This window comes from Alcaligenes sp. GCM10023179, from assembly GCF_042653705.1.
In the GTDB taxonomy this organism is placed as follows: domain Bacteria; phylum Pseudomonadota; class Gammaproteobacteria; order Burkholderiales; family Burkholderiaceae_B; genus Alcaligenes; species Alcaligenes phenolicus.
In genome coordinates this window covers 491,585-507,833 of sequence record NZ_JBHSIQ010000002.1, presented here as the reverse complement: position 1 = coordinate 507,833, position 16,249 = coordinate 491,585, and the positions used below count along the sequence as shown (strand labels likewise).

Sequence of the window (16,249 nt, the reverse complement as noted above, 5' to 3'; positions counted from 1 at the left end):
TAACATCGGGCAGTTAGCAATACTAAGGATGATCCCATGGGCTTCCAAGATATGGACTATGTACTTAGTCGCTCGGCCCGCACCCTGACGTATCGCATCGGTGAGTTTGTGCACGTGTGTGCCATGTACCTGGGCATTGCCGTACTGGTGACGATTGCAGCCTGTGTGGTTGTGCCGTCGATGCGCGCTCAGTTTAACCAGCTTTATACCGGTCTCGTGCAAACCCTGCGCCCCGAGGCGGTGAAATACGATGCGTACAGCCAGGCGGTCTGGCCAGCGGACAAGACACAGCCCAACCTGTCCGAAGAGGGCGAGGACTTGAGCCAGACAGAACAGCAGCAAGCTGTCTCTACTTATCAGGGCTTTATGAAGAACCTGCGTGCTTCGGTCACCGGGCAGCCCATTGCGGGCGTCACGGCGGCTCAGCAGCAGGCCTTGCGCAGCTATTTGGCGCGCAAGTACAAGATTGCCTATTCGGTGGCGGGGGCCTTGATCCACACCGCTTTTATTGTGGGCAAGGAAAAGAACCTGGACCCGCAACTGATTCTGGCGGTGATCGCCATTGAGTCACGCTACAACCCCTATGCGGAAAGTCATGTAGGTGCGCAGGGCCTGATGCAGGTGATGACCAAAGTCCATAAAGAGAAGTTCGATATCTATATGGAAGGGACGTTGGCCGTGCTGAGCCCCGAGGCAAATATTCGGGTGGGTGCGCAGATTCTGTCGGACTGTATTCGCCGCCGAGGGTCTATTGAAGGTGGCCTGGCCTGTTATGTGGGCGCAACCGGGCCTAGCGATGGCGGCTATGGCGCGAAGGTGCTGGCTGAACGTCGCCGTATTGCCTTGGCCTCGGGCATTCCGGTCCGGGCACGCTAAACAGTCTGAATGTAAAAAGAAATCGGGCCTTGCGGCCCGAAATACTTTACTGGAGTCGGGCTGCATTGCCCGGCAGACTGAAACGATGCCGGGTTTAGCGGCCCAGAAATTGTCCCAGACGACTGATCGCTTCCTGCAAGCGGTCCATGCCAGTGGCGTAGGACAGGCGCAAGGTATAAGGCGCGTGGGCCGTACCGAAGTCCCGGCCCGGCACAGCGGCCACTCCGGCCTCGTGCAGCAGTTGCTGCGAGAAGGCATCGCTGTCCTGACTGTATTCACGAATATCCGTATAAATATAGAAGGCGCCATCCGGGCGCACGGGTACGCGCAGGCCCAGACGCTCCAGCTCGGGCAGCAGATAATCACGACGCTGTTTGAAAGCCAGCCGACGCTCTTCATAAATCGCCATGGTTTCAGGCTCGAAGCAGGCCAGGGCGGCATGTTGGGCCAGGGAGGGAGCGCAAATTGCCAGACTGGCGGCCATGCGCTCGCAAGCCTCTGTCATCCAGGTGGGCAGGATCAACCAGCCCAGACGCCAGCCCGTCATGTGGAAGTACTTGGAAAAGCTATTGATAACAATAATGTCCTGATCCAGGGTCAGGGCGCTGAGCGGTGCTTCTTCATAAAACAGACCTAGATAAATCTCGTCCATGATGATGAAGCCATCACGGGCGCGCACTTCCTTGATCAGTTCTTGCAGGGCAGGGCGGGAAATCGTTGCGCCGGTGGGATTGTTGGGCGACGCAATCAGAACGCCGCGGGTCTTGGGGCCCCAGTGCTCGCGAATATGCTGGGCACTTAGCTGAAAGCGTTCCTCCGCCGAGGCCGGGATCAGGCGGGCCGTACCACCGGCTGCCATGATGAAGTTCTGGTTGGCCGGGTAGGACGGATCGGGCATCAGCACTTCGTCACCAGGATTGATCAGAGCCAGCGTAGCCAGAGACAGGGCACCGGATGCACCGGCCGTGACCACAATACGCGAGGGGTCGACACGGGCCTGGAACTGCTGCTCGTAATACAGGGCGATGCGTTCACGTAAAGCCGTCAGACCGGCAGGGGCGGTGTACTGACTCAAGCCTTGATTACTGGCCTGATGCAGCGCATCGACCACGGCGTGCGGGGCGGTGAAGTCCGGTTCGCCTATGCCCAGGCTGATAATGTCGCGGCCCGTGGCCTTCAGGGCATTAGCCTGTTTGAAGAGTTCAACAGCATGAAAAGGAAGAACATGTTCGGTACGACTGGCGAGGCGGGACATACGGCAAATCTCGGGTAAAAAGTGTATTGTAGGACCTTGCTCAAAAGGGCGTCAGGTGGCTGTGGCATGTGCGTGTGCCCTGTAGGGGTACAAACCGTCGGGCCAGTGAGACTCAAGTTTAGGTTTGTTGCAGGAAAAGTCTATGGTTTCTTCGTCGCGGCGTGCATTTTTGATGGGGCGTCGTCCTCCCCAAACAGCGTGGCAGACATTTTGTTCACGTTTGAAAGCTCGGGTTCAAGGTGAGTGGTCAGAACTCAGTGCGGAACCGGATCACGAGCAGGCTCGTCTGGAGCCTGCCTCCAGCGCGGATGTCCATATGGTGTTGACGCTGGCCGCCGAGTACGGTGTGACGGTGTGTCTGGAAGGTGTGCCGCAGGCCAGTGAAACCGATGGTCCCTTGATTGTTCTGGCACCGGGCCGACAGATGGCACGCTGTGATCGTCTGGAACCGAATTCCAATCGGTGGTTTGTTCAGCCCGGTTGTCTGCTGGGCGAGATGGAAGCCAAAGGCTTTCAGGGTTTGGCCAATGCTCCGGCTGGCATGACCGTCGCTGCCTGGTTAGCCGACCGGCGTCAGCATGATTGGCCTAGCGGTCGCACCGCCTTGTCGGGCGTGTTGCACTGCTCGGTTATTCTGGCTGACAACACGCAAGCCGCCTTGGGCCCCTTTGGGCAGGAAAACCGTAATCCCCTAGATAGCCTGCGCATGCAGCAGTTGATTCCCGCCCTGTTTCAATTGATGGGAGACTCGGAAACCCAGGCCTTGAGACAAGAACAATGGCCTTGCCGCTACCGCCTGGATGCGCTGGAGCCGATGGAAGGCGAGGGCATCAATCTGGCTCATCTGATGCTGGGCCACGGCGGTGATTTGGCCTGGGTGGAATGGCTGGTGCTGGATGATGCCGTTTTAAGCGGCTCGGACCCGCAAGATTGGTCCTGGCCGAATCAGGAGCAGTCCTGGCAAGCTCAGGATGTGGATAGCCGCATCAAAGCCCTGTTTGATCCAGCGGACCGATTTTCCTATCCGGGCCAGACGCTGTAAGTTTGTCCAGGCCTGCGCTTGACCCATGTTGTAACTCAAGGGCTAGAATGGTCCTTGCTTTGGCCTTGAGGGCCAGGCAAGGTGACTGGGGTTTCGGAGACAAGAACAGCATTCAGCGTATCAAGCCACGCGCTTGTTTGAATTCACGCTGACAGGCAATGGCAGCGCTCTGGCGATCCCGGTCCGTTTTGAATGGATTTTTGGGTAGGTATAAGCATGGACGCCAATTTTCGGAAAGCAGCCCTGGAATATCACGAGCAGGGCAGACCCGGAAAGTTATCGGTCACGCCGACCAAGCAACTCTCCAACCAGCGCGATCTGGCACTGGCCTATTCGCCTGGGGTTGCGGCCGCTTGCGAGGAGATCGTCAACGACCCGCAAAATGCCTTTCGCTACACCGGTCGGGGCAATCTGGTTGGGGTGATTTCCAACGGCACCGCTGTGTTGGGCCTGGGCAATATTGGCGCGCTGGCTTCCAAGCCGGTCATGGAAGGCAAGGCCGTGCTGTTCAAGAGTTTTGCGGGTCTGGATGTCTTTGATATCGAGATCAATGAAACCGACCCAGACAAGCTGGTGGACATTATTGCAGGTCTGGAGCCGACCTTTGGCGGCATCAATCTGGAAGACATTAAAGCACCCGAGTGTTTCGAGGTGGAGCGCAAGCTGCGCCAGCGCATGAGCATTCCTGTTTTCCACGACGACCAGCATGGCACCGCCATTTGTGTGACGGCCGCCTTTCTGAATGGCCTGAGCGTGGTGGGAAAAGACATCAAGCAGGTCAAGGTGGTGACATCGGGGGCTGGTGCGGCCGCGCTGGCTTGCCTGGACCTGATGATTGATATGGGACTGCCGCTGGAAAACGTCTGGGTTACGGATATTGATGGCGTGCTGTATGAAGGTCGTCCCGGCAATCCCGTGCCCGAGCTGGCCCGCTTTGCCAAGCAGACCGACGCCCGCAGCCTGAGTGATGTGATTGAGGGGGCCGATGTGTTTCTGGGCTTGTCCGCCGGTGGCGTGCTCAAGCCCGAGATGTTGAAGAAAATGGCTCCCCGGCCGCTGATTCTGGCCTTGGCCAATCCCAATCCCGAGATCCTGCCTGAAGATGCCCACGCTGTGCGTGACGATGTAGTCATGGCAACCGGCCGTTCGGATTACCCGAACCAGGTCAATAATGTGCTGTGCTTCCCTTATATTTTCCGTGGTGCGCTGGATGTGGGAGCCACCACGATCACGCGCGGCATGGAAAAAGCCGCTGTGCTGGCTATTTGTCAGCTGGCGCGTGAAGAGCAGGATGAAGGCGTAGCCGCTGCTTATGGTCTGGAAGAGGTTTCTTTTGGCCCATCCTTCTTTATTCCCCGTCCGTTCGATTCACGCCTGATCGTGCGCATTGCGCCTGCCGTTGCCAAGGCGGCGATGGACGAGGGCGTGGCGACGCGTCCGATAGCGGATTTGAAAAGCTATATCTATCAGCTGCGTCAGTTCGTCTACAAGTCCGGCTCCTTCATGAAGCCCATCTATTCGCTGGCCCGTGGCCTGGTGCAGGACGGCGCCAAGTCCCGTGTGGTCTTTACCGAGGGTGAGGACGAGCGTGTATTGCGCGCCGTGCAGATTATTGTGGATGAAGGTTTGGCCAGCCCGATTCTGGTGGGGCGTCCGGCTGTCCTGCAGCAACGTATTGAACGCTATGGCCTGCGCCTGCGTTTGGGCATTGATGTGGAAGTGACCAACCCCGAACAGGATGATCGTTTCCACCGTTACTGGACCAGCTATTGGGAAATCATGTCCCGTCGCGGTATCAGTAAAGAGATGGCGCGTGTGGAAATGCGTCGTCGCCCAACCTTGATCGGTGCCATGATGCTGCACCTGGGTGATGCTGATGGCATGATTTGCGGTACGGTGGGCCGTTACGAGAACCATCTGGAGCTGGTCGATCAGGTGATTGGCAAGGCACCCGGCGTGGAAACGTATGCGGCCATGAATATTCTGTTGCTTAGCGAGCGTACCGTGGCCTTGACGGACACGCACGTGAACCACGATCCCGATTCGGATCAGGTGGCCGAGATCACCTTGGCGGCAGCTCGCAAGATGCGTCAGTTCAATATCGAACCCAAGGTGGCCTTGCTGTCCAGCTCCAACTTCGGCACCAATGATTCGCCTGCCGCCGTCACCATGCGGGGTGCGCTGGAGCGTGTGCGCAAGCTGGACCCCAGTCTGGAGGTGGACGGGGAAATGCACGGCGATTGTGCGCTGGATGAAAAGGCCCGCCATCAAATCCTGCCCACCTCGGCCCTGACTGGCGAGGCGAACTTGCTGGTGTGCCCGAATGTGGAGGCGGGCAATATTGCCTACAACCTGCTCAAGACGGCTGCCGGTGGTAACGTGGCAATCGGCCCCTTCCTGTTGGGGGCACGAGCACCGGTTCACATCATGACGTCCACTTCTTCGGTGCGCCGTATCGTCAATATGACGGCGGTCACGGTAGTGGATGCCAACGTCGCTACTGAAGGCTGATACCGATCATGATCCAGCGCTCTCCCGCTCCTGTGGCATTGGTCCTGAATGGGGGCGGGGCGCGCGGTGCGTATCAGGCCGGGGTGCTGGCCGGTTTGCTGGAGCTGCTGGACCCTGATCGCAACCCTCAGTTTCGCAATCCCTTCGATATTATTTGTGGCTCTTCGGCAGGCTCCATCAACGCGGCCGGATTGGCGTGCCGCGCCGACAGGCCTCATGAGGCTGTAGACCATATACAACAGCTGTGGGGCTCGTTGCGCACCAACGATATTTTTCATGCTGACCCTTTGCAGTTGCTGGCGACCAGTGTGCACTGGGTGGCCACGCTGGCCTTGGGCTGGCTGGCGCCGCGTCTGCGTGACCATGTGCCGCACTCCATGCTGGATAATTCGCCCCTGCGCGACCTGCTGGAAGAGAGCCTGGACTTCGACCGTTTGCAGCGCAATCTGGCCCAGCAGCATGTGGGCGCGCTGGCGATTACGGCAGCGGCCTACACCACTGGTGAGCACCTGACTTTCTATCAGTCTGACGAGCGTATTCGCCCCTGGACGCGCAATCTGCGCCGTGCCATCCCCGGTGTCATCGGGGTGGACCACCTGATGGCTTCCAGCGCCATTCCCTTCATGTTTCCGGCTCAGTCTCTGCAAGTGGGCAAGCAAACCCAGTGGTGCGGGGACGGGACGATGCGTCAGTTGGCACCCATCAGTCCGGCCATTCATCTGGGAGCGCACAAGGTGCTGATTGTGGGTACCGGATACGCCGACAACACCTATCACGAACAGGAATCCAAGGATCCGCCATACCCCTCTTTGGCGCAGATCAGTGGCTATGCTTTATCCAACATATTCCTCGATAGTGTGTCAACGGATATTGAGCGTATGGAACGCATCAATACATTGCTTGCCTATATGCCTGCAAATGTATTACAAAGCCAATCGCTGCGTCCTGTCAGCACGTTTGCCATCACCCCCAGCCGCTCGCTGGATGAAATTGCCACTCGGCATATTCATCAGATGCCAACTGCTGCACGTACCCTATTTCGAGTACTTGGTGTATCTTCAAAGTCCGGTCCGACCACAGGCGGTGCATTAATTTCATATTTGTTATTCGAGTCCGGCTACACCCAAGAGCTGATCGAGTTAGGAAAGACCGATACCATGAGTCGTCGTGAAGAAGTGTTAGCGTTTTTTAAGGAAGCGTCCTGATGAGCCAATCCCTGACTTTGCAAGAAGCTTTGCAACAAGGCGGTGTGCTCGACGCAACGGGCCTGACGGCTGCTGATTTTCTGGAGCAGGCACAGGACCAGGGGCTTACCGCCCTGGAAGTAAGTTGCGATCGTGCGCGCAATCGTTCCGCTGTGCTGCGAGCAGTCGCCAAGGCTGTCGATTACCCTGAATTTTTTGGTGGCAATCTGGATGCGCTCTACGATTGCCTGTGTGACACCGTGCTGGATCAGAAAGCAGGCCTGGCCCTGTGGCTGGACAATCTGCACAGTGGTGATCCTGCACTGGAAAAAGACGCCCAGGCTATTTTGGGCGTGTGTGAAGATGTGCATGCCTGGGCCTCGAATAACGAGCGCCGTTTTGTATGTGTCGTTCTGCACGCTGGCAAGCATCCTGACCCTGAACCGGGTGAGACCCCTGCTTCCTACTCCAGCCAGGACGAAGAATAAGCCTTATTCCCAGCCTTGCAAGGCGCTGATCGCTGCTGTCAGCGCCAAGGCGGCGGTTTCGGTTCGCAGCACGCGGTGCCCGAAACGAATCGCCTGAGCCTGGGCACCCAGTGCCACCTTCTGCTCTTCGGGCGACCACCCGCCTTCGGGGCCAATCAAGATAGTCATGGCCTGATCTTGCGGTCCAATGGCCTGCGCCAATTGCTGGGGCGCATCGGGATCACAGAACAGATGCAGGCCAGTTTCCGCCTCGCGGAAATATTCGGCCAATGTCAGCGGCGCTGACAGTTCCATCAAGCGGTTGCGACCACACTGCTCGCTGGCCGACTCAACCACTCTTTGCCAATGGCCCATGCGCTTGGCCTGCCGCTCCGCGTTCAGTTGCAGCACGCTACGTTGCGCGCGAATCGGCACAAAGCGGCTGACGCCCATTTCCACGGCTTTTTCAATAATCCAGTCCATCTTGTCGCTGGAGGCAATGCCTTGCAGCACCGTTATGCGACCGGCCAGCTCGCGGACAGGTGTTTGGGCATCGCCCAGGCTGGCAAAGCCCTTTTTGCCATCAATGCGCAAGGTGGCGGGATACTGGGTTCCGCGCCCGTCAAACAGGACAATGTCCTGACCGTCCTTCAAACGCAGCACCCGGATAGCGTGATGCGCCAGAGCCTCGGGCAGGGCGATCTCGGTCTGGGCCGTCAAGTCCAGGGGGTGGTAGAAACGGGGAGCTGCCATATCAAGACACCATCAAGCATAAAAAACCGCACAAGCATACCGTACCCAGGCTTCGGGGAGAAAGCGCAAGGCCCCAGCTCAAGTGGGGGCGATTTAGCGCCAGCAATGCTAAAATAGCGCGTTTTATAAACTAATCAGGGCCGTGAGCCGTCCGCCTGTCGGAATTGTCGCGCCGCCGCCCCAATGAGCTTCTAATGGATATTGCGTCAGCCTCTGATAAAACCCTAGCCAATGCCATCCGTGCCTTGTCTATGGATGCCGTGCAACAAGCTAATTCGGGCCACCCCGGTGCGCCCATGGGCATGGCCGATATCGCCCAGGTTCTCTGGTCCCGGCACCTGAAACACAACCCTGCCGACCCTGCCTGGTTTGATCGCGACCGTTTTGTGTTGTCAAACGGCCACGGTTCCATGCTGATCTACGCTTTGTTGCACCTTAGTGGCTACGACCTGCCCATGGACGAGCTGCGCAATTTCCGTCAGATGCATTCACGCACTCCCGGCCACCCTGAAGTGGGTATTACCGCGGGCGTGGAAACCACCACAGGTCCTTTGGGCCAGGGTTTGGGCAATGCTGTTGGCTTCGCATTGGCTGAAGCCTTGTTGGCGCGCGAGTTCAACCGCGAAGGCCACGATGTGGTCGACCACCTGACCTGGGTTTTCGCTGGCGACGGCTGTTTGATGGAAGGTATCTCGCACGAGGCTTGCTCCTTGGCCGGTACCTGGAAACTGTCCAAGCTGGTCGTGATGTACGACGATAACGGCATCTCCATCGACGGTAAGGTCGAGAACTGGTTTGGTGACGATACGCCCGCCCGTTTTGAAAGCTACGGCTGGAACGTGATCCGCGCGGTTGATGGCCACGATGCCGCTTCGATCAATAGCGCGATTGAACAGGCTCGCCGCAATGCGAAAGAGGGCACGGGTCCTACCCTGATTTGCTGCCGTACCGTGATCGGCAAGGGTGCTCCTAACGCCGCCGGTTCCGAGAAGGTTCACGGTGCCCCACTGGGCGCTGATGAAATTGCCGCCACCCGTGCAGCACTGGACTGGAACCACGGACCGTTTGAAATTCCTCAGGAAGTCTACCAAGGTTGGGATTGCCGCGAAAAAGGCGGCGCCCAGCAAGCAGAATGGCAAAAGCGCTTTGACGCCTACAGTCAGGCTTATCCTGAACTGGCCGCCGAACTGGCTCGTCGTCTGAAAGGCGAGCTGCCTGCCGACTACAGCGCCAAAGTACAGGCCTTTATTGAAGAAACCGCCCAGAAAGCCGAAACCATTGCATCGCGTAAAGCGTCGCAATTGGCCATCAGCGCCTTGGTCAATGTGCTGCCAGAAATGCTGGGTGGCTCGGCTGACCTGACCGGCTCGAACTTCACCGACTGGAAGGGTGCCGAAGCGGTTCGCGCCCACGCCGACGGTGTGCATTTTGGCCGCCACATCAACTACGGTGTGCGTGAATTCGGTATGGCCGCCATCATGAATGGTCTGGCTCTGCACGGTGGTTACCTGCCTTTTGGCGGTACCTTCCTGACTTTCTCCGACTACTCGCGCAACGCCATCCGTATGGCTGCCTTGATGAAGCAGCGTGTTGTGCACGTGTTTACCCACGACTCCATCGGTCTGGGCGAAGACGGTCCGACACACCAGTCCATCGAGCACGCCAACAGCCTGCGTTTGATCCCCAACCTGCACGTCTGGCGTCCTTGCGACACCACGGAAACGGCGGTGGCCTGGGCTTGCTCGGTCGAGCGTCCTACCAGCATCGGTATGGACGTACAGGACGGTGGTCCTAGTGCCTTGCTCTTGTCGCGCCAGAATCTGCCTTTCGTCGAGCGCGATGCGCAAACCATCCAGAACATTCGTCGTGGTGGCTACGTGCTGCGTGACGCGCAAGATGCGCGCGCCATCATTATGGCAACCGGCTCGGAAGTGGGTTTGGCGCTGCAAGCACAGGAGCAACTGGCTCAGCAAGGTATTGCGACCCGTGTGGTGTCCATGCCTTGTACCAACCTGTTCGACGCGCAGGACAAGCAGTGGCGTGACCAGGTCCTGACACCAGGCATCCCGCGTGTTGCGGTTGAAGCCGGTACCACAGGTCTGTGGTTCAAGTACGTGGGCCTGGAAGGCGCCGTGGTGGGTATTGATACCTACGGCGAATCCGCCCCGGCTGGCGTCCTGTTCAAGCATTTTGGTCTGACGGCAGAGAAGGTCGCTGCGGCCGTTCAAGAAATTTTGTAATTGGAGTCTGACATGACGATTCGCGTCGCAATCAATGGTTATGGTCGTATCGGCCGCATGATCTTGCGTGCCCACTACGAGTACGGCAAAAAACACGATATCGAGATCGTGGCCATCAACGCCTCGGGCGGTGCCGAGATCAACGAACACCTGACTCGCTATGACTCCGTGCATGGCCGTTTCAACGCTGATGTGTCGCTGGATGGCGATCATCTGGTGGTCAACGGCGACCGTATCCGCCTGCTGAGCCAGCGTGATGCGCTGACCCTGCCTTGGGCTGAGCTGGGTGTGGACGTGGTGCTGGAATGTACCGGCGCTTTCACCACCAAGGAAAAGGCCGGTGAGCACATTCAAGCCGGTGCCAAGAAAGTCATCATCTCGGCCCCCGGTGGCAAGGATGTGGACGCCACGATCGTGTACGGCGTGAACCACGACATTCTGAAGAGCACCGATACCGTTATCTCCAACGCATCGTGCACCACCAACTGTTTGGCTCCCCTGGTTGCTCCTTTGCACAAGGAACTGGGTGTGGTCAGCGGTCTGATGACCACCATCCACGCTTACACCAACGACCAGGTCCTGACCGACGTGCGTCACAAGGACATGCGCCGTGCCCGTTCGGCTACCAGCAGCATGATCCCCACCAAGACCGGCGCAGCGGCTGCCGTGGGTCTGGTGCTGCCAGAACTGAATGGCAAGCTGGACGGTTACGCCGTGCGCGTTCCCACCATCAACGTGTCCATGGTTGACCTGACTTTCGTGGCCAGCCGCAACACCAGCGTTGAAGAAGTGAATGGTATTCTGAAAGCCGCTTCGGAAGGCGCCATGAAGGGCATTCTGGACTACTGCACCGAACCTCTGGTTTCCATCGACTTCAACCACACCACCGCTTCCAGCACGGTTGATTCCCTGCTGACCAAAGTGACTGGCGGCAATATGGTCAAAGTGGCTGCCTGGTACGACAACGAATGGGCTTTCTCCATTCGTATGCTCGACAGCACCATCGCACTGATGTCGGCCAAGTAAGATCTGAATAGCAGGGGCGGGATTTCCCGCCCCTGTCACGTTAATTCCCAGAACAAAAAATCATGTCTACAAGCATCAAGACCTTGTCTGCGCTGGCCGAAACGGACGCGCTGCGAGGCAAGCGGGTATTTATCCGCTCTGATCTGAATGTCCCCCTGCAAGACGGACGTATTACCGAAGATACGCGCGTACGTGCCTCGGTGCCTGCCATTCGCATGGCGCTGGATGCCGGCGCTGCGGTGATGGTCACGTCTCACCTGGGTCGCCCTAAAGAAGGCGAGTGCCAGCCTGTGGATTCGCTGGAGCCCGTGGTGCAACGTTTGTCCGAGTTGCTGGGCATGCCCGTTGAGCTGCGTCGCAATTGGCTGGATGGCGTGCAAGTGTCGCCCGGTCAGGTGGTCTTGCTGGAGAACTGCCGCTGCAACGTGGGGGAAAAGAAGAACGATCCCGAGTTGGCTCGCAAAATGGCAGCCTTGTGTGACGTTTACGTAAACGACGCCTTCGGTACGGCTCACCGTGCTGAAGCGACTACCGAAGGTATCGCCCGCTTTGCTCCCGTGGCTTGTGCCGGTCCTTTGCTGGAAGCCGAGTTGAAGGCCTTGGGCCGTGCCCTGAACCAGCCTGCCCGTCCTCTGGTCGCGATTGTGGGTGGTGCCAAGGTGTCCACCAAACTGTCCATCCTGCGCGCTTTGGCTGAAAAGGTTGACCAACTGGTGGTCGGTGGCGGCATTGCCAATACCTTCATGATGGCTAGTGGCCTGTCCGTGGGCCAATCCCTGGTGGAAGAAAGCCAGTTGGAAGAAGCCCGTGAAGTGATCCGCATCATGAAAGAGCGCGGTGCCGAGGTGCCTATCCCTGTGGATGTGGTGTGCGCCAAGTCCTTTGCCGCTGATGCAGCGGCTGAAATCAAGGCTGCTGATCAGGCTCAGGACGATGACATGATTCTGGACGTGGGCCCGCAAACGGCTCAGCAGATCGCTGACATCATTGCCAAGGCTGGCACCGTGGTCTGGAACGGCCCTCTGGGCGTGTTCGAGTTCCCGGCTTTCGCACAAGGCACCGAAACCCTGTCGCGCGCGATTGCAGGCTCCAAGGCCTTCTCGATTGCGGGCGGTGGCGACACTCTGGCAGCGATTGCCCAGTTCAATATCGGCGAAGATGTGGACTACATCTCCACCGGCGGCGGTGCCTTCCTGGAATTCCTGGAAGGCAAGCGCTTGCCAGCCGTGGCTGCGTTGGAAGACAAGGCTTAAGCCAGTCTTTGCTTCGTCAGAAAAAGCCAGTCAACGAAAGTTGGCTGGCTTTTTTGTTTTTTGCCTACTTGGATAGCTCAATCTCGACCATCATCCAAAATCCCTCTTTATAGTCCTCGTGCTCTAACCAGTCTTCAGGTGTGGTCGGTGAGGGGAGGGGGGAGCTATCACCGAAGCAGTGTGCCTTAACCGCTTCTTGGGCAACCCGAGCAAGATTCTGTAATTCATCAGCTGCTGCAAAACAGCCTGGGAAGTCGGGGAAGCGCGCGCCATAGGCGCTATGTTCATCCTTGTGCACGTGGAGTGGATAGAGCATGGGCTGCGCTTTACGCCCCATCTTTAATCAACTGTGCATACCCCTGTAGGGCGTCGGGCCAGTCCAGCTGAAAGCCGCTGTCCAGCAGTCGCTGGTTGCTCAGGCGTTTACCCCCTTCGTTGGACTGACGCCGTTCGGGGTGGGCTACTTCCAGCAGATCCGCCAGTCCGTCGTAAAGCTCAGTAATCCGGTAAGGGCGGCTGTCCGTACCTATATAGCAAGGGAAGGGCGCGGGAGTGCGTAGCAGGTGCCAGCAGGCACGCGCAGCGTCTTCAATATGCAGGCGGTTGGCCCAGTGCTCCGGGTCGTCCGGCACGGTGGCACGGCCTTCACGCAGGCGGTCCAGCAATTGGGTACGCCCTGGCCCGTACAGGCCGCTGGGGCGGATGACGACGGCTTGGGCCGGGATGCGGTGGTGCAGCAGTTGCTCGGCCTCCAGCAGTACCTTGCCATTAAATTGCGTGGGTTCGGTGGGGGAGTTCTCGTCCACCCATTCAGTGCTCGGCCCGTAGACGGCGCTGGACGATACAAAGACAAAGCGTTTCAGGGCTTTCAGGTCCAGCTCGTTGAGCAGGTTTTCCAGGCCGTGCAGAAATACTCGTTCGTAAGCTGCCTGGCTACGCTGGTCGGGAGAGACGGCGTAAAGTACGTGGGTGATTTTGCGGTGCTTCAGGCGCAGGGAGGTGGGCTCGCTCAGATCAGCTTCCACCCATTCGATCCCGCTGTGATCGTCCAGGGGAACATGACGGCGCAGGCCGATCACCGGCCATTCGTGATGGCGGGCCAGCATCCCGGTGCGGGTGCCCAGATCGCCAGCGCCCGCTAAGAGCAAAGTACGTTGTCGAGAGTCCAAAGCAGCAGATCCTTGAGTAGAATGATCTCGAGCAAAGCTCGATTGGCTGAGATAACAATAGCATTGGAGGCGGTCATGGAGTGTCGCAATTGGATTGACGGACAGCAACTTGGCGCGGAGGGCGGTGGTTTGCTACCGGTTATCGACCCCTCCACAGGCGAGACCTTCGCCCGCTTGGCGCAATCGTCCGAGGTGGATATTGATTGGGCCGTACAGGCCGCCCGACGTGCCAGCCAGGGGCCGTGGAGCCGTCTGACGGCCGCCCAACGCAGCCAGTTATTGCTGCGTTGCGCTCGAACTCTGTCTGATGCCCGAGAGGAGCTGGCGCGGCTGGAATCTCGCGATACCGGCAAGCCTTTGCGTCAGGCCCAGTCCGATGCTGCTGCCATTGTCCGCTATTTTGAGTTCTATGCGGGCGCGGTGGACAAGCTGCATGGTCAAACCATCCCGCTGGGCTGGGAGATGACGGCGTTCACCTTGCGTGAACCCTTGGGAGTTACCGCGCACATCATCCCCTGGAATTACCCCTTGCAGATCTTCGGGCGCAGCGTAGCCGCGTCCCTGGCTGCGGGTAATACCTGCGTGGTGAAACCGGCAGAGGATGCCAGCCTGTCCTTGCTGCGCGTGGCCGAGTTGTTGCACGAAGCGGGTTTGCCAGCGGGAGTGCTGAATATCTGCACGGGGCTGGGTAGTGAAGCCGGGCAGGCTCTGTCTGCTCATCCGGATATCAATCACATTTCCTTTACTGGCTCTCCCGGCACAGGCCGTCAGGTGGCCTTGCAAGCAGCGCAGAATTTTGTGCCGGTCACCTTGGAGCTGGGCGGCAAGTCTCCACAAGTCGTGTTCTCGGATGCAGATCTGGATGCCGCTTTGCCGGTCGTGGTCAATGCGATTGTGCAGAATGCAGGGCAGACCTGCTCGGCAGGGAGTCGAGTGCTGATTCAGCGCGCTATTTATGGCGACTTTACCGAGCGTCTGGCCGAAGCCTTCAAGGCGCTGCTGACCGGGGCGGCCAGCGACAATCTGGATTGCGGTCCCCTGATCAGCGCGCAGCAGCAAGCGCGGGTGCGTTCCTATCTGGAAAATCTGGACCAGGATGGCATTGTGGTGCTGGCGCAAGGCAAGCTGGACTCCAAGGCCCCGGCAGGCGGCTTTTACCAAGTGCCTGTTTTATTGGGCCATGTGCCTGTTGAACATCGTCTGGCCCAGGAGGAAATTTTCGGTCCTGTTCTGGTGGCCCAGCCCTTCGGTACAGAGGAAGAAGCCATCGCCATGGCCAATGGCACGCCTTACAGTCTGGTGGCCGGGGTCTGGACCCGCGATGGGGCTCGTCAAGTGCGTATGGCCCGGCAACTGCGAGCCGGGCAGGTCTTTGTGAATAATTACGGTGCGGCAGGTGGGGTGGAACTGCCTTTTGGTGGAACCGGTCAGTCCGGCATAGGCCGCGAGAAGGGCTTTGAAGCCTTGTACGCCCTGACTTCCCTGAAAACGGTTGCGCTACGTCATGCGGCCAACTGATCGTAGGGGTATTTAGGGGTTAGCGCGGCTGTGGCGGCTCCGGTTTTCTGGCAGCATGGCAGCTGAACGCTAAACAGGTTTCACCAATGGCGGCGCAAAGCCGCCATTTCTATATAAAAAGCAGAAGGAGACAAACATGCGATTGCAAGACAAAGTGGCTATCGTGACGGGCGGTGCATCGGGTTTTGGCCTGGGCATTGCACAGCGCTTTGCACGCGAAGGAGCGCGTGTACTGATTGCCGACCTGAATGCAGAGCAAGGGCAGGCCGCAGCGGCCCAGATTCAGGCACAGGGTGGTCAGGCCATTTTTGCCGCTTGCGATGTCTCGCAAGGGGACGAAGTTCATGCCCTGTTGGATATTGCCCTGCGCGAATGCGGTGGGCTGCATATTGTGGTGAACAATGCGGGCACCACGCATCGCAATAAACCGTTGCTGGAGGTCAGCGAAAGCGAGTTCGATCTGGTCTATGCCGTCAACGTGAAAAGCATTTACTGGACCGCCAAACACTTTGTGCCGTATCTGCGCGCCCAGGGCTCGGGCTCTTTCATCAATATTGCGTCTACCGCCGCCTTGCGTCCGCGCCCCGGACTGGTCTGGTACAACGGCACCAAAGGTGCGGTGGTAACCATCAGCAAGGGCATGGCGGCCGAGTTGGGGCCGGATAATATCCGGGTGAACTGCATTAATCCGGTGATTGGTGACACGGCGTTGCTGGAACAGTTCATGGGCATGCCCGATACGCCGGAAAACCGCAGCCGTTTCTTGGCGGGAATTCCGCTGGGACGTTTTTGCACACCCAAGGACGTGGCAGCGGCAGCGCTGTATCTGGCCTCGGACGAGGCCGAGTTCATTACAGGCACTTGCATCGAAGTAGACGGCGGCCGTTGTATTTAAGCCCCACTGCGATTCGTTACAATCGTGCTATTGGCAGGCCCGTTCAGGGCCTGTAGTTTA

The 16,249-nt window shown here is 58.5% G+C and carries 14 protein-coding genes; 10 read left to right on the top strand and 4 right to left on the bottom strand.

Going from position 1 to position 16,249, the window contains the following annotated elements:
- The first annotated feature begins 36 nt into the window (after window positions 1–36).
- Window positions 37–876, top strand: coding sequence for a lytic transglycosylase domain-containing protein (locus ACFPDR_RS11655; protein ID WP_035271154.1), 840 nt, complete (start codon window positions 37–39; stop codon window positions 874–876).
- A gap of 94 nt (window positions 877–970) precedes the next feature.
- Here ACFPDR_RS11655 and ACFPDR_RS11650 read toward each other — a convergent pair whose 3' ends face one another.
- On the bottom strand, window positions 971–2,131 hold the full coding sequence (locus ACFPDR_RS11650; RefSeq protein WP_203145079.1) for a pyridoxal phosphate-dependent aminotransferase: 1,161 nt from the start codon (window positions 2,129–2,131) through the stop codon (window positions 971–973).
- Window positions 2,132–2,273: 142 nt separating this feature from the next.
- On the opposite strand from ACFPDR_RS11650, the gene ACFPDR_RS11645 reads away from it, so the two are divergent.
- The 4 genes from ACFPDR_RS11645 to ACFPDR_RS11630 all read left to right on the top strand — a co-directional run bounded on the left by ACFPDR_RS11645 (window position 2,274) and on the right by ACFPDR_RS11630 (window position 7,356).
- Window positions 2,274–3,173 (top strand): hypothetical protein, encoded by a 900-nt coding sequence (locus ACFPDR_RS11645; RefSeq protein ID WP_226348946.1) that lies wholly within the window; start codon window positions 2,274–2,276, stop codon window positions 3,171–3,173.
- 216 nt (window positions 3,174–3,389) lie between these two features.
- Entirely contained in the window at window positions 3,390–5,684 is a 2,295-nt protein-coding gene (locus tag ACFPDR_RS11640; RefSeq protein ID WP_268380827.1) for an NADP-dependent malic enzyme, read from the top strand.
- An 8-nt stretch (window positions 5,685–5,692) separates the two neighbouring features.
- Window positions 5,693–6,889: a patatin-like phospholipase family protein gene (locus ACFPDR_RS11635; protein WP_035271147.1), complete on the top strand. Its 1,197-nt coding sequence runs from the start codon at window positions 5,693–5,695 to the stop codon at window positions 6,887–6,889.
- Window positions 6,889–7,356 carry a barstar family protein gene (locus ACFPDR_RS11630; protein ID WP_009455142.1) on the top strand — a complete coding sequence of 156 codons (468 nt, stop codon included), beginning with the start codon at window positions 6,889–6,891 and terminating at the stop codon, window positions 7,354–7,356. The genes ACFPDR_RS11635 and ACFPDR_RS11630 overlap by 1 nt, the downstream gene beginning before the upstream one ends.
- Before the next feature lie 3 nt (window positions 7,357–7,359).
- On the opposite strand, the gene ACFPDR_RS11625 is transcribed toward ACFPDR_RS11630, so the two are convergent.
- Entirely contained in the window at window positions 7,360–8,088 is a 729-nt protein-coding gene (locus ACFPDR_RS11625) for a 16S rRNA (uracil(1498)-N(3))-methyltransferase (protein ID WP_376911151.1), read from the bottom strand.
- A 194-nt stretch (window positions 8,089–8,282) separates the two neighbouring features.
- Here ACFPDR_RS11625 and tkt point away from each other — a divergent pair, with 194 nt between their 5' ends.
- The 3 genes from tkt (at window position 8,283) to ACFPDR_RS11610 (ending at window position 12,607) form a co-directional block, all read left to right on the top strand.
- On the top strand, window positions 8,283–10,328 hold the full coding sequence (tkt, locus tag ACFPDR_RS11620; protein WP_035271142.1) for a transketolase: 2,046 nt from the start codon (window positions 8,283–8,285) through the stop codon (window positions 10,326–10,328).
- A gap of 12 nt (window positions 10,329–10,340) precedes the next feature.
- Window positions 10,341–11,354, top strand: coding sequence for a type I glyceraldehyde-3-phosphate dehydrogenase (gap, locus tag ACFPDR_RS11615; protein WP_009455139.1), 1,014 nt, complete (start codon window positions 10,341–10,343; stop codon window positions 11,352–11,354).
- A 62-nt stretch (window positions 11,355–11,416) separates the two neighbouring features.
- Window positions 11,417–12,607, top strand: coding sequence for a phosphoglycerate kinase (locus tag ACFPDR_RS11610; RefSeq protein WP_376911150.1), 1,191 nt, complete (start codon window positions 11,417–11,419; stop codon window positions 12,605–12,607).
- A 64-nt stretch (window positions 12,608–12,671) separates the two neighbouring features.
- Here the strand turns inward: ACFPDR_RS11610 and ACFPDR_RS11605 are convergent, their stop codons facing one another.
- Together ACFPDR_RS11605 and ACFPDR_RS11600 are read right to left on the bottom strand one after the other, a co-directional pair.
- A complete protein-coding gene (locus tag ACFPDR_RS11605) occupies window positions 12,672–12,923 on the bottom strand; it encodes a type II toxin-antitoxin system HicB family antitoxin (protein WP_376911149.1) in 252 nt (83 codons plus the stop codon).
- A 10-nt stretch (window positions 12,924–12,933) separates the two neighbouring features.
- A complete protein-coding gene (locus ACFPDR_RS11600; RefSeq protein ID WP_052159345.1) occupies window positions 12,934–13,776 on the bottom strand; it encodes an NAD-dependent epimerase/dehydratase family protein in 843 nt (280 codons plus the stop codon).
- Between the two features lie 75 nt (window positions 13,777–13,851).
- Between ACFPDR_RS11600 and ACFPDR_RS11595 the strand changes: the two genes are divergently transcribed.
- Together ACFPDR_RS11595 and ACFPDR_RS11590 are read left to right on the top strand one after the other, a co-directional pair.
- Window positions 13,852–15,294, top strand: coding sequence for an aldehyde dehydrogenase family protein (locus ACFPDR_RS11595; protein WP_376911148.1), 1,443 nt, complete (start codon window positions 13,852–13,854; stop codon window positions 15,292–15,294).
- A 136-nt stretch (window positions 15,295–15,430) separates the two neighbouring features.
- A complete protein-coding gene (locus ACFPDR_RS11590; protein WP_009455130.1) occupies window positions 15,431–16,189 on the top strand; it encodes an SDR family oxidoreductase in 759 nt (252 codons plus the stop codon).
- The last annotated feature ends 60 nt before the right edge of the window (window positions 16,190–16,249 follow it).